This is a genomic window from Blautia sp. NSJ-175 (genome assembly GCF_022867815.1).
GTDB classification, from domain to species: Bacteria; Bacillota; Clostridia; order Lachnospirales; family Lachnospiraceae; genus Blautia; species Blautia celeris.
This window is the reverse complement of the sequence record NZ_JALIFQ010000001.1, coordinates 608,549-622,848: the sequence shown is the minus strand read 5'-3', so window position 1 is coordinate 622,848 and position 14,300 is coordinate 608,549. Positions and strand designations below refer to the sequence as shown.

Here is a 14,300-nt window from a genome sequence, read left to right as displayed (position 1 = left end):
CCCTTTCCGGCTAAACCCGTGTTCTGTGTTCCATTTTATCAAAATATGCGATAAATGAAAATAGAAAAAAGCCGGCTTTTCACTTCTTCTTTGCCGGCTTTTTCTTCAGTTTCAATTCTATCCCCTGTTTGGCGGCTGCTGCCTGGAAAAGTTTTGCCGCACAGGAAGCTCTCTCTTTTTCCGAAAGCTCATCCAGGCCTTCTATACCTGCAATTTCCTTCATCACATTTCTGATATCCTGCAGTTCCAGAAGATTCACTGCCACACAGTAAAAATTTTTCTTTCTTCCGTCATTATAATGCTCCAAAAGATATCTTAAAATCTCCGCTTTCTCTGCCTGCTCTTCCCCGTATGCCCTGCTTCCCGCCTCCTCTGCCTTCTGCATATCTCTTTTCATGTGGCGGTGTGTGATAAAACTGTCGTATTCGTCAATCCCGGCATATCTGCTGCAGGGGTATTCCCCGCACTGGTGACAGTATTCTACTTTGTCATGCTCCAGACTGCATCTGGCAATGGCACAGGACTGATTTCCTTCGCCGCCTCCGCAGCCGGGGCAGTACCCGCCAATCTGCATCGGACACAGCATACAGTTCAGCCCGCACAGGGAAAACATCCTGTCCTCCCTTTGAAATCCCTTCATCTTATATCCTCCTCTTTTGCCCTCTTCCTATCTCCTCTGGTATACCAGATCCGTCATGCCGTTATAACTCTCAGCGGAAATAAGACGAAGCTGCAGCTCCGGATTCTCCCCGTCAAACAGACGGATGCCTTTTCCCAAAATCACGGGAATCACTGTGATCCAGTAACAGTCAATTCGGTCCTTCCGAATCAACTGACCGGCTGTCTCTGCTCCTCCGCAGATCCAGATATCCTTTCCCGGCTGCTCCTTCAGGCGCTCCACAAGATCCTCCGGGGCTTCATCCGTGAAAGAGATTCCCGGCTTATCCGGAATCTCCTTATGGGTAAACACATAGGTATGCATCCCCTCATAGGCCCATTTGTCCGGTGAAAGCTCAGTAACGATCTGGTGATACGTTGTATATCCCATGAGCACCGTGTCCACGGTCCTGATAAATTCCGGGTAACTGCCCTCCTCCAGGCCGTCCGGATGCTGCTCTGTCAGCCAGCCCACACCTCCGTCCGGCGCCGCGATGAACCCATCAAGACTTTCCGCAATATATAATACTGTTTTCCTCAAAGTGCTCTCCTTTCTGCCGCCTAAAATCCTTTTTTCTTCAGTCCCATGATTTTTACTGCTGTCCAAATCATACCAGATATGAGCAGAATAATAAATGCCGTACTGCATTTATTTACAGAAAAACAAGATTCCCCCGCGAACATTGCCGTCACATCCGATATGGGAGGAACCACCCATAAAAGAACAGCCAGCACCGGAACATTTTTCAGTATGGCTGCCTTTGTTACCGCTGTGACTGCCAGCAGGAAGGTAAATAGGATGGCTGTTTTCCTGTTCCTGTTCAATCCGGGATGTGAGATTTCTCCCAGCGCGCCTCCCAAAAAGGCACTTACGGACATAAGCGGGAAACCGTACAGCAGGTCAGCCGCCTTAAGCGGCCGTTCAAAAAGCTGCCCCCGGCTGCACAGATCCATGATCACAGGAAAGAGAACGGCTATGGCACTGCTTATCATTCCAATCAGAACCAGGAAACATGCATGGCTGCTATAATATTTCCAGGCACTCTGTACCCGCAGGATCAATATCTGTTCTGAAACCTCATGTTCCATGTCACAGGCCGTAACCCCGATCCACACCATGAGCAGGAATAAAAATACGCAGGACACCATCAGACTGTCCACCACCCCCACAGGTCTGGAGGAATAGATACTGTACAGTAAAATCATAAGTACAGCAAAGGGCATGGCAAACCTGCTTGTGCTGAAATACTGCTGCATCTGATATTTTACTAATCCGCTAAACCTGCGCATCACTCATCCCCCTCAGTTTCCATCCATGCCGGATCATCTCCACTATCATCCGGCTGCTCTCATGCTCCGGAATCCTTGCTCTGCAGCCCTTTCCCGCTATCTGGATATACGGCCGGTATTCTTCCGGCCAAGAAGCATTTTCCTGTCTTTCAAACCACAGGATGTATTCTTTGGCGCAAAGTTCTGCAGTTATGTCAATCTCATTCACCTGCCCGTGTCCCACAGCCATTACTGTATCCGACAGACTTTCAACCAGATATTTTTCATGGCAGGACATGAGAAGCGTTACCTTTTCCGCTCTGAGGGCATTCATTTTCTGAATGAATACCATCTGGGAGTCCATATCCTGTCCCGACAGCGGCTCATCCAACAGCAGCACCTGTGGTCTCCGCAGAAGAGCCTGTATTACACCAATCTTCTGCAAGGTACCCTTTGACAGATCTTTCATGGGGGTATGTACCATCTCGGTCAGGAAAAAATCAGCAAACAATTTTTCGCATCTGTCCGCCAAAACCTTCCCGGGTATCCCGTCTATCTCCCCCATTCTCTTCAGATACTGCCATGCCGTTAGATTTATCTTCGGAAAACGTTCCGGCACGTAGTGAAACAGCAGTTTTTCCCTGTAAACCACCTTCCCGCCGGAAGGTCTTACAAGCCCGGCGATAATTTTGAGCATGGTGCTTTTTCCGCTGCCGTTATGCCCCGTAAACGCAATGGACTGCCCTTCGTATATGGACAGGTCGACCTGATCCAGGATCTGTTTATGATTATATACCTTTGAAATTTGATTCAATTTGATGATTTCTCTCATCTGCCCTCCTCAATGTGTGACCATCACTTTGCCGGCAATGTCACTTTTCCTGATTATATGATTTTTCCCGTCTGCCGCCTGCCGATTATCCTCCAGCACAAAATATTCATTTTCTCCAAGCTCTGTCAGCTCCATGGAGCAGTCCCCGGGATACGTTCCGGATTCCTCATATAACCGGCCGTCTATGTACACGCTGCCCTGTTTTAACTCCACCTGCTCTCCCGGAAGCCCGATTACTCTGGTGATATAGAAAACTCCGTCTCTCTCGTATACAAGGATATCCCTGCGGCATGGTGCACCCGTTTTGTACGCCCATTTATTCATGATATAAGTCTCCCGGTCTCTGACTGTGGGCGCCATGCAGTCCCCTGAGACAATGGCTCTCTGAAACATGCTGGTTGTTACAATAAAAATACCCATACATAACAAAAGGACAAGACCTGCGGCCCCTAAGCGTCTGTGATGGATGCGCTTTGCAATCTTTCGGTACCGCATCCTCTCTTCAGTTTCCTCCTCCCGGTCGGGCTCCACTCCCTTCATCTCTTCATAATACGCCCTGCACGCCCCGCACTGCCTCAAATGTCCGCTGACCAGTTCCTCTGTCTCCCGGCTCAAAGCCCCGTCTTCATAGAGGGGCAGCAAATCCTTAACCGCCGGACAAAAACTTTTATCTGTCATCCCCATATTCCTCCATTCTACCGCGGATCATATTTTTCCCCCGGTGATAAATCACTTTCGCTGAATTTTCCTTTATCCCCATGATCTCAGCAATCTCGTGAAAGGACATATCAAAAAACAGGCGGTAAATCAGTACCTCCCTGTATTTTCCTTTCATTTCCATGATTTCCTGCACCGCACGGGTATACAGCTCCCTCTGTTCCGCTTTCTCCTCCATGCCCGGAAATCCACCACCCTTTAAAAGCTCAGATTCAATCCCCGAAAACTCCACTGTGACAGGATTCTTCTTATAATATCTGCGGCAGACATTTTTCGCAATTCCGCAGATCCAGGTGAGAATACCGGAATCTCCTTTGTATTTCGGAAGTGAAAGGTATACCTGAAAAAAGGTCTCCTGGGTCAGTTCATCTGCCAGGTCCGCATTGGAGTTGGTGAGTTTCAGCAAAAAGTGGTAGACATACCGGCTATATTTTTCGTACAGTTCCTGAAATTCCTGCATATTCCCACCCCCTCTTCTAATTAGTACCTGTTCTTCCAAAATGGTTACAAAAAATCACAAAAGGCAGGTTTTGCCGATTCGGTTAGAACCGCAGAACCTGCCCGTAAAAATATCCCTTAATGATCACTGCCGTGAATCGGCGCCGTGCCTGTTTCTGTGGCGCAGACAGACCATGATCGCAGCGGCTGTGGCCACCGCCAGTATCATAAACGGCAGCGTAAATCCGGGAAAGATATTCCAAAGAAAATCATTCTCTAAAGAAATATTCCGAAGAAGTACCAAAAGTGCAAATGCCGTAAGATAGATTCCCACACAGCTCCAGATACAGAACTGTTTCTCTTTCCTTTTCCTGCTCGCCATGGCAAGCTCCTGCTGCTGTTTTTCCAGCATCTCCGTTTTTATGGAAAGCTGATCCAGTTCTGAGGGTTTCAACAGGTAATCTGCGGACACCTGGAAGACTTCGCAAAGAGTCACAAGTTTCTCCAGTTCCGGCACAGACTGGCCTGATTCCCATTTGGAAACGGACTGTCTGGAAACATTGAGCTTCTCTGCCAGTTCCTCCTGGGTAAAGCCTTTTGCCTTTCTGAGCTGCAGTATTTTTTCTGATATATCCATTTATTGTTCCTCCTTTTTCTTTCCCCAAATATAACAGACACGGCAGTTGCGTGCCAGCAATCCCTGTGTATAATCCCGCATCCGGCGGTTGCATTTAGGGGAAATGCCGTTATTTCAGCTTAGGAAGTATCTCATTCAGAACCCGGGCGGCTTCATTCAGCCGCTGCAGCTCCTCTTCTGTAAGCTGCTCCTCCAGCATCTGTATAAAGACCCTGTTTTTCAGATAATACTCATCCAGATAAGCGGAGGCCTTCGGCGTAAGCTGAATTCGGACAGACCTTCTGTCCCTCTCATTGCTCACACGCTCCACGAACTGATATTCACTCAGCTTGTCGATCAGCTTGGTGACCTGCTGCTTGGGCACCTTCAGTTCCCGGGCCAGATTTGTCATGGTAATGGCACCGCACCTCTTCACGGTTTCCAGACAGTAATAGGTTTCCAGGCTCATCTCCCGGTTCAGTGTGTCCTTAAATGGTTTGATCAGCTTGGCATGCCAGTTAGGCATCACAAGCAGCAGATTTTGAACAAATTGTTCCGATATCTTTTCAGTCTTCATCCTTTTTCTCCCCGTTGACAAATATATGGAATCGTGCTATTCTAATAAATTAGTAAACAAAATATGACTATCATATTTGCATTACAATATATATTGATTTTGTAACAGCAGTTTTTACACGTTAAAAGAATCAGAAAAGGAGACGCAGACATATATGTCAAAAAGTAAACGGAACATAACGAATGTGATAAAAGATAACTTTCGTTTCAGCACACTGAGTTTTATCTTCATCATTTTCTATGTGAACATATTTCAAATTTTATTCGGCCCCGAAAACTCCATTGTGGGTGTCATCTTTACCATCATGATGTCAGCCTCCATGGTGCGTGACCTGACTGCCACACCCTTCCGGCATCTTTTCATTCAGGCGCTGGTACTTGTCTGGATGGCGGCTGCCGCATTCTGGGTCAGCACATTACCCGCTCCTCTGTCCTTTGTCATTAATTTTATCACATTATTGGTAATTTTGTATGCTTTTACATATGAATATTCAAATCATATATATTTTCCTTATATTTTATCTTATTTATTCCTTATATTTATTTCTCCGGTAAATGCACCGCAGCTTCCGAAAAGAATGCTGGGTATGGCAGCCGGCGCTGTGTCTATTATGCTGTATCAGTGGATCATGGGAAGAAAAAGAGTGGTGGAGACTGCAAAAGATGTGCTGACTGAAATGATCGATGACATCTCTCTACTCATTGCCAATCGGCTGGGCGAGACAGAGGAGGAACCGAATCCTGCGGATATTCGCAGCAAGCTCTGCCGCCTTGGCAGAACCGTATACGAGCGCAGGAAAAAAGTCATGTGTGTGTCCGACGCCAGCTTCTCCATGATCGCCGCGGGACGTGGACTGGAACACCTGCTGATGCTGGTCCATGAACTGCCGGAGAAACTGTCTGACCGGGAAACGGCGATTCTGCTGTACACCTCTGACCAGCTTAAATCCTTCCGCGCCTTTCTGCAGAGGGATACCGTAAAACTTACGCTCCCCGTTTTCTCTGATTTTCCTGACAGCGGAGACAGTAAAACAGACCGTCTGTTCCGCAGCACCCTGCAGTATACACAGGACAGACTCCTGCACATGACTGACCCGCTGAACAAAACACATTACAGGAAAACCGCCCTCTCCTTTAAGGTTCGTCTGCAGGCAGCGCTTGATCTGAGCCCTGTAAGAGTCGTCTATGCCTTCCGTACCGCGCTTGTTTTGTCCTGCGCCACCCTGCTTGTACAGTATCTTGGCCTGCCTCACGGCAAATGGCTTCTGTTTACCCTGGCCTCTGTCTCCCTGCCCTACGCAGACGATGTTCCCGCCAAAATGAAAAAGCGTATACTCGCCACCATAACCGGCGGTATCTTATCTGTTGTGATCTATTCTCTGATCCCGTCCCCGGCCGGACGGACGGCTGCCATGATGCTCTCGGGATACCTGTCCTTTTATTTTACGGATTACAGGGAAACCTTCGCCTGCTCCACCATAGGTGCCCTGGGAGGCGCTGTCTTTATGGGCAGTTTCGGTTTTCAGGCTGTGAGCAGTATGTTCCTGATCCGGCTTGGCTACATTCTGGCAGGAGCAGCCGCGGCTTATATATTGAACTGCATTATCCTCCCTTACAGCCGCGCCAAAGCAACGAGGCAGTTATGGAATAAATATAAATCCGTCACGGAACTTCTGGATAAAATATGCCGCTCCGAATCCATGGACTCCCAGCTCTATTACCATCTGGTCATCCAGGCCTATCTGCTGGAAGAAAAATTATCTCAAAACGCGGATTTGGAAAAGTGGAAAGAATTTCCCGGACTTTTGGCCATGTATCAGGAAAAGATACGAAAGGCTCACAGAAAACTGATCGCGGGGCGGACAAATGCCCCTGTATTTGAAGGCGGACACCTTAGTTAGGTGCCGCCTTTACATATGAATATCCCAATCATATATTGGATAGACCTGCTTCCAAAGACACTTCTCAATCCAGCCAGAAATCCCCTGACATCTCCGGCATTTTTTCCGCTGCGCCAGGACCATAAGTCCCCGGTTCATATTCATAGACGGGAAGATTCTTTTCATGATACCTCTTCCGTATGTCATCTACATATTTCCAGCTCGCCTCGATCTGATCCCACTGGGAGAACCAGAACCGCTCTCCTCTGACACAGGCACCCAGCAGCCTCTCATATGCTTCCGGTGTGTTCATCTGGTTGATGAAGGAACAGCTCTGGCAGAAATCCATTTTTGCCTGGGCAATCTCATCCTCCTCGCCGGGCTTTTTAATATTGAACTGCAGATAAACGCCCTCTGTGGGCTGTATCTTAATGTTCAAAATATTAGACTCCACCTGAGGCGCGGCGGATTTAAAGACCACAAGGACCTGCATCTCCCGATGTCCCAGCTTCTTTCCGGTACGGATGTAAAAAGGCATGCCCCTCCATCTGTCATTATCCAGAAAGACCTTCAGGGCAGCATAGGTCTCGGTCACGGAATCCTCTGCCACTGCTTTCTCTTCCCGGTATCCCCTGTACTGCCCCAGGACCAGACTGTCCTCGATATTTTCCGGCGTATGCAGGGAGGACAGCACACGGATCTGTTCCCTGTGCATCTCCTCTCCTGCCAGCATCAGTTCCCCGGGCTGTTCCATGGCTACAATGGAAAGTATCTGAAACAGATGATTCTGCACCATATCCTTCATGGCTCCGCTGTGGTCATAGTATCCGCCCCTGGTCTCCACGCCCACTTCCTCCAGGGCTGAAATCTGTATGCATTCTATGTGCTCTGCATCCCACACACCTGAAAAGATAGGGTTGGCAAACCGTATGGTCTGTATATTCCGCACCATTTCCTTTCCCAGATAATGATCGATCCGGTAAATATGATCCGGATGGAAGAAATGCTCCATTTTCTCGTTCAGCTCTTTTGCTGCCGCCAGATTTTCACCGAAGGGCTTCTCCAGCACCACTTTTCCCCGGCAGGCATGCTCCACATGGACAAGCCCTGTCACAATGGAAGAGAAAAATCTGGGTGCTACTGCAAAATAGAAAATATGGCTGCCTGCCTCCATCTCTTTATAAAATGCATTGAGCTGTGCATAGGCCTCCTCATCTGTAAAGTCCATTTTATAGTAGAAAATCCCTGCTGCCAGCCTGTCATAATCCTGCTCCGTGTAGGGAAGGCGGGCAAACTTTTCCACCCAGTCCCTGGCAATCATCCGGTACTGCTCACTGGTATAGTCCCTTCTGCCGATGATGATCACCTGTCCCACGGATTCTGTTTTATTGGAAACCGACATATTGTAGAGTGCCGGAAGCAATTTTCGAAACGTCAGATCACCGGTCCCTCCGAAAATAGTAAACGTAAGTTTTTTATTCATATCCCTGCCCCCATTCATGGTGGAAAGTGCCTTCCCTGTCAGTCCGCTCATAGGTATGGGCACCAAAACAGTCCCTCTGTGCCTGAATCAGATTGGCCCCCACGGGCATTCCCCGGAATGCATCCAGATAAGCAGCGGCCTGGCTCATGGCCGGCATGGGAATGCCTGACAGGATACCGCAGGAAAGCACTTTTCGCAGGCTCTCCTGGTTTCTGCTAATCTTATCCAGGAAAAATTCATCCAGGATCAGGTTGTTAAGTTTCGGATTCTTCTCAAATGCTCTTGTGATGTCATTTAAAAACTCTGCCTGGATAATACAGCCGGCACGGAATATAGCCGCGATCCTTCCGAAATCCAGATTCCATCCGTATTCCGCGGAGGCATGAAAGAGCAGATCAAATCCCTGTGCATAGGCCACGATCTTGGCCGCATAAAGCCCTTCCCTGACCAGATTTGCAAATGTCTCCTTGCGGGAGTCTGTTTTTGGCACCGCCTCCGTAATTTTGGGACCCGGGATGACTTTTTTCGCCTCGGCGCGCTGTTCCAGCCGGTTTGACATAATCCTTGCATTGCAGGCCGCGGTGATCATGGACACATTCACGCCCTGTTTCAGGGATTCCAGACTTGTCCACCTTCCGGTGCCTTTCTGCCCGGCACTGTCCACAATGTAATCCACAAGCTGTCCCTCTGAAAAATCGTCTGCCTCCCCGAAGATGCCCGCTGTAATGCCGATAAGGAAACTTTTTAATTCTCCTTTATTCCATTTTGAAAATTCCTCTGCCAGCTCCTGATTGTTAAACCCGCCTGCGTATTTTAAGAGCAGGTAAGCCTCTGCGATGAGCTGCATATCCGCGTACTCGATTCCGTTGTGCACCATTTTCACATAATGGCCTGCACCGTCCGGTCCCATGTATGCGCAGCAGGGCTCACCCTGGGCCTTTGCGGCAATCGCCTCCAGAATGGGCGCGATCTCCCGGTAAGCCCGGGCATTCCCCCCCGGCATAATGGACGGACCGAAACGCGCGCCCTTTTCCCCGCCGGAAACACCAACGCCGAAATAGTGGATGCCCTTTTTTCCAAGTGCTTCTGTTCGTCTTCTGGTGTCTTCAAAAAAAGAATTTCCACCGTCAATGAGAATATCCCCTTCTTCCAGAAGAGGCTCCAACTGGGCGATCACTGCGTCCACAGGTCTGCCCGCTTTTACCATCATCATGAATTTTCTGGGGCGTTCCTGTGATCCCACCAGATCTTCCAGAGTATAAAATGGGATGAGATTTTTATGGGGATGTTCCTTTATGACAGCTTCTGTCACCTCTTTACTTCTGTTATAGCCTCCTACTTGAAAGCCGTGATCCGCCATGTTCAGCGCCAGGCTTCTGCCCATCACTGCCAGGCCTATGATTCCTATATCTGTTTTCCGCATGGTGTGCCTCCTTATATTTCCTCCAGTATTACAGAAACCCCTTCCGGAATTTCCGCCTGTCCTGTTATTTTTACAATTTTTCCGCTTTTCAGGTCCCTTTTCATACTGACAAGACCACCCCGGTTCCTGTTTACTGCCAGTAGAAACTGTCCGTCCTCACTGAGGATAAAATCCCGGGGATGTTCTCCCTGGCTGGAAACGCGCTCCACCAGTTCCATACGTTCCCCGCCCACATACAATACAGCAATCTGATTGGTTCTCCGCAGAGAGATATACAGAAAACGTTCATCGCCAGATAAGCGGACAGCCGCAGCCGCACCTGCCTCCTTCTTAAGAAGGGGAAACGCCTCCAGGAGCTGAAACTTGTCTTCCCTCACCGCAAAGGAATATACTTCATTGCTCCACTCGCCGACGACCCAGAATCTACTGTGGGTCCTGTTAAATATCCCGTGCCTGGGTCCGCTCTTTTCCGGGAAAAGCAGCTCTCCGGCCTTTTCAAAATTCCTTTTTCTGTCAAAGTACAGGATTCTGTTTTGTGTCAGACAGGGAACAAGCATAAGCGGCCCATGAAATAAAATCTGATGGCAGCCTGCCAAGGGTGCTATGGCAATCTTCTTTACCGGACACAGTGCATCCTTTTCCCCGAACCTTTTTTCATATATCATGACAAGACCCTCATGATAGTTTGCGGTATACACGTAAGTTTCATCCTGAAGGATATAGCAGGGCGTATGCGTCTCCCCCAAAACCTCTCCCAGAACCTTCGCTTTCCCCTCTGATATGTCTAAAAGACAGGTGCCTGCTGCCTTATCCTTTGCCACGGGAACTGCCATGGTGTTCTTGTACAGAGAAACCCATTTCGCATCCCCTGCCTCATAGAACAGTTCCGGCTGTCCTAACGCCCCGCTGTCTGTGTCGAATGTAAACCGGTATACGCCCCTGCTGTTTTCAGAAGCATATGTGCCTATAAATCCATTTGTGATTCCCATGTCTTCCGCCTCCTGACCTGCTGTTCTTCCTAAACTGCTCTATGCGGGTTTTCCATGACTTTGACCCCTGATGAAGTACCTGCCGCAATACGGCTGCACATCTGTCCAAAGTACCCGGTCTCCACAACTCCCGGCATATCGCGGATCTGCTCTGCCGCCTGGGAAATATCCGTATTTTCGGCAAACTGCACATCCAGTATAAAATTTCCGCTGTCCGTCAAATACGATTTTCCATCTCCCATGCGCAGGATGGGGACTGCTCCCATATCTGCGATTCTGCGTTTTACAAAGGGCATACCAAAAGGAACGGTCTCCACAGGAAACGGAAACGCTCCCAGTCGTTCCACCAGCTTGCTCTCATCCATGATCCAGATGACTTCCTCTGCCCAGGAGGCAATGATCTTCTCCCTCAAAAGAGCACCGCCGCCTCCTTTGACCGCTCTGAACTCCCGGTCTATCTCATCCACGCCGTCAATTGCCAGATGGATCTTCCCTGCCTGCTCCGGTTCAAGAAGCGGTATCCCAAGGGACGCTGCCAGCTGCTCGGAATCCCTTGATGTGGCGATTCCGTAAAAGTGAAGTCCCTGCCCATACCTTTTCCCTGCTTCCCGGATCAGATAACGGGAGGTCGTCCCTGAACCGAGCCCAATCGTCATGCCCTCTTTGATGTAATCAGCCGCAGCCCGGGCTGCCTGCTGCTTTTGCTGTTCTTTTTTATGATCCATTTTTCCACCCCTTTTTGTTATTCCCCAAATGGATGAATCTCACTCTGCTGCTTTTGAGGTCAGATAAATTTATGTTGTTAATGTAATTATATTTGTTACAGTTATATTTGTCAATGTATTTTTATGTTTATATAGACAAAGCCATGCTCCTGTAAACGATATTGTCCATTTACAAAAGCATGGCTCCAAGAGAAATGTAAAAAAAACGAGCATCAATCGCCTCCGACTGATGCTCTTTGAAATTATTGGCTGTCAAAAATGTATTGGCTGTCAATCTGATGTTCCCGATGGTTTTACCCGTCCTCGGTAATTCTCTAAAATGCGGTCACAGCTTAAAGCATCATGTCCTTCTTTTTGAGAATCGCTTCAGCGGCTGCGCATGCCGGGCAGTCACAGTATTTTGCTCCGGCTGCTTTGATCTCTTTCGCGTGTGCTGCAACGTTCTTCGCAGCATCAGCTCCGAAAACCTGTGCTCCGGCATCTGATTCTGCAAAAGCGATCAAGCCGTCAATGGGCATAATATCGGCTTCCAGCTCAGCAATGTATTTTTTCGTTTCTTCTGCCTCATTTTCCGTTCCCAGTGCATCCAGCCAGGCCTGAGCTGCTGTCTTTGCCTCACTGCTGCATGATGCCGCATTCATTAAATCGTGTGTTTTCCCAACAACAAAATCCAATACTTCTTTTTCCATAATTGACATACCTTCTTTCTTTTGGAATATCTATATTTTACCATAAAGGTGATGCAAATAGAAGGTATGGGGAATATTTAATATTTATTTTATACTCTGTCCTTACTGCTGTGTCCTATGGCCTGTTCTCTGAATCAGTCCCAATACACCGGCGCTGGTCTTACTATCCAGATTGCCTGTGGTTCATCCGTAAACTGGTGCCCCTCTCCCTCATCCTCTTAAAAGATCTATCTGTGGGGATATCCTCTGGCGTCTTAATACTCCTTCAGTGATTGCCAGTGAGCATAAAAGGACAACGATACAATAGATCAAAAGAATGCCAACCGGAAATTGATACTTTAAATACGTCATCAATTCCTGCTTCAAAAATCCGCACAAAATAAATCCCATACCACCGCCTGCCAAAATGGATAAAACCAATCCGGCCGCAACAATGATCAGTCCTTCGCAGCATATCATCCTTGTAAGCTGCTTCTGCGACATTCCTACGGAGCGCATAAGAGCAAATTTTTTACGGATGCGGCTGATGATCGATACAAGGGAATATATATCTGTCCATTCGAACAGAAAAACACAATTATATATCTGCTGGTAAACGCCGAAAGCCTTTAATTCAGCTGGATTTCCGCGAAAGCAAACAAACGGTTTCCACATGCACGGAAGCCGGAAACATATCACAAACCGCCACCCTCTCAAGCCGATACTCCTCACTGCACAAAATCTTCAGATCCCTTGCCAGTGTAGAGGAATCGCAGCTCACATACACGATCCGCTCCGGTCTCATAGCCAGCATGGTTGACAGCAGTTCCTCATCGCAGCCTTTCCTTGGAGGGTCCACCACGATAACATCCGCATAAATCCCCTTCTCTTTATATTCCCTAGGCAGAACCTCCTCTGCTTTCCCCACATAAAACTCTGCATTTTCGATTCCGTTCAGCTCTGCATTTTTCTCTGCATCCTCTATGGCCGCCGGAACGATCTCCACACCGTACACCTGCTTAGCCTTCTGTGCAAGGAAAAGGGAAATGGTCCCAATCCCGCAGTACAGATCCCAGACTGTCTCATTTCCCGTAAGGCCTGCGTATGCAAGCGCTGTCTCATACAGCTTCACAGTCTGCACCGGATTGACCTGGTAAAAGGAGAGGGGGGAAATCTGATATTTTACATTACCGATGTAGTCCGTAATATATCCCTGTCCCCACAGCGGAAGTATCTTCTCCCCTAAGATCACATTGCTGCGCTTCTTGTTCACATTGGCCGTAATGCTGGTCATTCCCGGAATTTTTACAAGCCGCTCAATGAGTCTGTCCTTTTTCGGAAGGCTGTCCCCGTTGATGATCAGACATACCATGATCTCCTTTGTGGTAAAACCATAACGGATCAGTGCATGGCGGACAAGACCTTTCCCGGTCTCCTCATGGTAGGGCTCCACATGGTTTTCTTCCATATATTCGATGATAAGGTTTAATATCTCCTCATTTTCCTCCACCCCCAGATAACAGTTTCTGTTTGGAATAATCGCATGGGTCCTGCCTGCGTAGAAGCCTGTCACAATGTTGCCGTCTTTGTCTTTTCCAAAGGGAAACTGGGCCTTATTCCTATATCTCCAGGGATTCTCCATTCCCATTACCTTTTCTATGGAAAAATCCCGGAAGCCTCCGATACGGCGCAGGTTGCCTTCCACCTTGTTTTTCTTGAATTCCAACTGTTTTTCATAGCTGAGAAACTGAAGCTGACATCCCCCGCATGCCCTGGCCTTCGGGCATTTTGGTTCGGTGCGGTCAGGGGATGGGACCAGGACGTTCATGAGGCGGGCAAATCCATAATTCTTTTTTGTCTTCATGATCTTGGCTTCCACCTCGTCACCGATCACTGCGTCTTTGATAAAAAGGGTATACCCGTCCGCTTTTCCAATGCCGGAACCGTCATGGCTCATGTCTTCTATTTTCACTGTGACCATATCATTCTTCTTAAATTCCATCTCTATCTTCCTTCCATCCGAAAAC

16 protein-coding genes are annotated in these 14,300 nt (G+C 48.3%); 1 reads left to right on the top strand and 15 read right to left on the bottom strand.

Annotation, left to right across the window (positions count from 1 at the left end):
* Window positions 1–79: 79 nt before the first annotated feature.
* The 8 genes from MUB35_RS02835 to MUB35_RS02800 form a co-directional block, all read right to left on the bottom strand.
* On the bottom strand, window positions 80–640 hold the full coding sequence (locus MUB35_RS02835) for a DUF3795 domain-containing protein (RefSeq protein ID WP_244805740.1): 561 nt from the start codon (window positions 638–640) through the stop codon (window positions 80–82).
* Window positions 641–667: 27 nt separating this feature from the next.
* Complete coding sequence (locus MUB35_RS02830; protein ID WP_033140752.1) at window positions 668–1,198, bottom strand: dihydrofolate reductase family protein; 531 nt, start codon at window positions 1,196–1,198, stop codon at window positions 668–670.
* A gap of 20 nt (window positions 1,199–1,218) precedes the next feature.
* Window positions 1,219–1,947, bottom strand: coding sequence for a hypothetical protein (locus MUB35_RS02825; RefSeq protein WP_244805739.1), 729 nt, complete (start codon window positions 1,945–1,947; stop codon window positions 1,219–1,221).
* Window positions 1,934–2,758 (bottom strand): ATP-binding cassette domain-containing protein, encoded by an 825-nt coding sequence (locus MUB35_RS02820; RefSeq protein WP_244805738.1) that lies wholly within the window; start codon window positions 2,756–2,758, stop codon window positions 1,934–1,936. The genes MUB35_RS02825 and MUB35_RS02820 overlap by 14 nt, the downstream gene beginning before the upstream one ends.
* A 9-nt stretch (window positions 2,759–2,767) precedes the next feature.
* A complete protein-coding gene (gene lepB / locus MUB35_RS02815; RefSeq protein WP_187370572.1) occupies window positions 2,768–3,436 on the bottom strand; it encodes a signal peptidase I in 669 nt (222 codons plus the stop codon).
* The gene (locus MUB35_RS02810; protein WP_033140749.1) at window positions 3,426–3,935 is read right to left on the bottom strand and encodes an RNA polymerase sigma factor; all 510 of its coding nucleotides are present in this window, start codon (window positions 3,933–3,935) and stop codon (window positions 3,426–3,428) included. The genes lepB and MUB35_RS02810 overlap by 11 nt, the downstream gene beginning before the upstream one ends.
* Before the next feature lie 123 nt (window positions 3,936–4,058).
* Window positions 4,059–4,550, bottom strand: a complete 492-nt coding sequence (locus MUB35_RS02805) for a helix-turn-helix domain-containing protein (protein ID WP_244805737.1) — start codon at window positions 4,548–4,550, stop codon at window positions 4,059–4,061.
* A gap of 109 nt (window positions 4,551–4,659) precedes the next feature.
* Entirely contained in the window at window positions 4,660–5,106 is a 447-nt protein-coding gene (locus MUB35_RS02800; RefSeq protein WP_033140747.1) for a MarR family winged helix-turn-helix transcriptional regulator, read from the bottom strand.
* A gap of 154 nt (window positions 5,107–5,260) precedes the next feature.
* Here MUB35_RS02800 and MUB35_RS02795 point away from each other — a divergent pair, with 154 nt between their 5' ends.
* Entirely contained in the window at window positions 5,261–7,006 is a 1,746-nt protein-coding gene (locus MUB35_RS02795; RefSeq protein ID WP_244805736.1) for an FUSC family protein, read from the top strand.
* Window positions 7,007–7,070: 64 nt separating this feature from the next.
* Here MUB35_RS02795 and zwf read toward each other — a convergent pair whose 3' ends face one another.
* The 7 genes from zwf to rlmD form a co-directional block, all read right to left on the bottom strand.
* A complete protein-coding gene (gene zwf / locus MUB35_RS02790; protein ID WP_244805809.1) occupies window positions 7,071–8,468 on the bottom strand; it encodes a glucose-6-phosphate dehydrogenase in 1,398 nt (465 codons plus the stop codon).
* The gene (gene gndA, locus MUB35_RS02785) at window positions 8,461–9,891 is read right to left on the bottom strand and encodes an NADP-dependent phosphogluconate dehydrogenase (protein WP_244805735.1); all 1,431 of its coding nucleotides are present in this window, start codon (window positions 9,889–9,891) and stop codon (window positions 8,461–8,463) included. The genes zwf and gndA overlap by 8 nt, the downstream gene beginning before the upstream one ends.
* Window positions 9,892–9,902: 11 nt before the next feature.
* Window positions 9,903–10,880, bottom strand: a complete 978-nt coding sequence (locus MUB35_RS02780; RefSeq protein ID WP_244805734.1) for a beta-propeller fold lactonase family protein — start codon at window positions 10,878–10,880, stop codon at window positions 9,903–9,905.
* A gap of 29 nt (window positions 10,881–10,909) precedes the next feature.
* Window positions 10,910–11,605 (bottom strand): ribose-5-phosphate isomerase RpiA, encoded by a 696-nt coding sequence (gene rpiA / locus MUB35_RS02775; RefSeq protein WP_148392372.1) that lies wholly within the window; start codon window positions 11,603–11,605, stop codon window positions 10,910–10,912.
* Between the two features lie 332 nt (window positions 11,606–11,937).
* On the bottom strand, window positions 11,938–12,294 hold the full coding sequence (locus MUB35_RS02770) for a molecular chaperone Hsp90 (protein WP_244805733.1): 357 nt from the start codon (window positions 12,292–12,294) through the stop codon (window positions 11,938–11,940).
* A 210-nt stretch (window positions 12,295–12,504) separates the two neighbouring features.
* Entirely contained in the window at window positions 12,505–12,948 is a 444-nt protein-coding gene (locus MUB35_RS30980; RefSeq protein ID WP_412241364.1) for an FtsX-like permease family protein, read from the bottom strand.
* On the bottom strand, window positions 12,908–14,275 hold the full coding sequence (gene rlmD, locus MUB35_RS02765; protein ID WP_148392378.1) for a 23S rRNA (uracil(1939)-C(5))-methyltransferase RlmD: 1,368 nt from the start codon (window positions 14,273–14,275) through the stop codon (window positions 12,908–12,910). The genes MUB35_RS30980 and rlmD overlap by 41 nt, the downstream gene beginning before the upstream one ends.
* Window positions 14,276–14,300 lie beyond the last annotated feature (25 nt).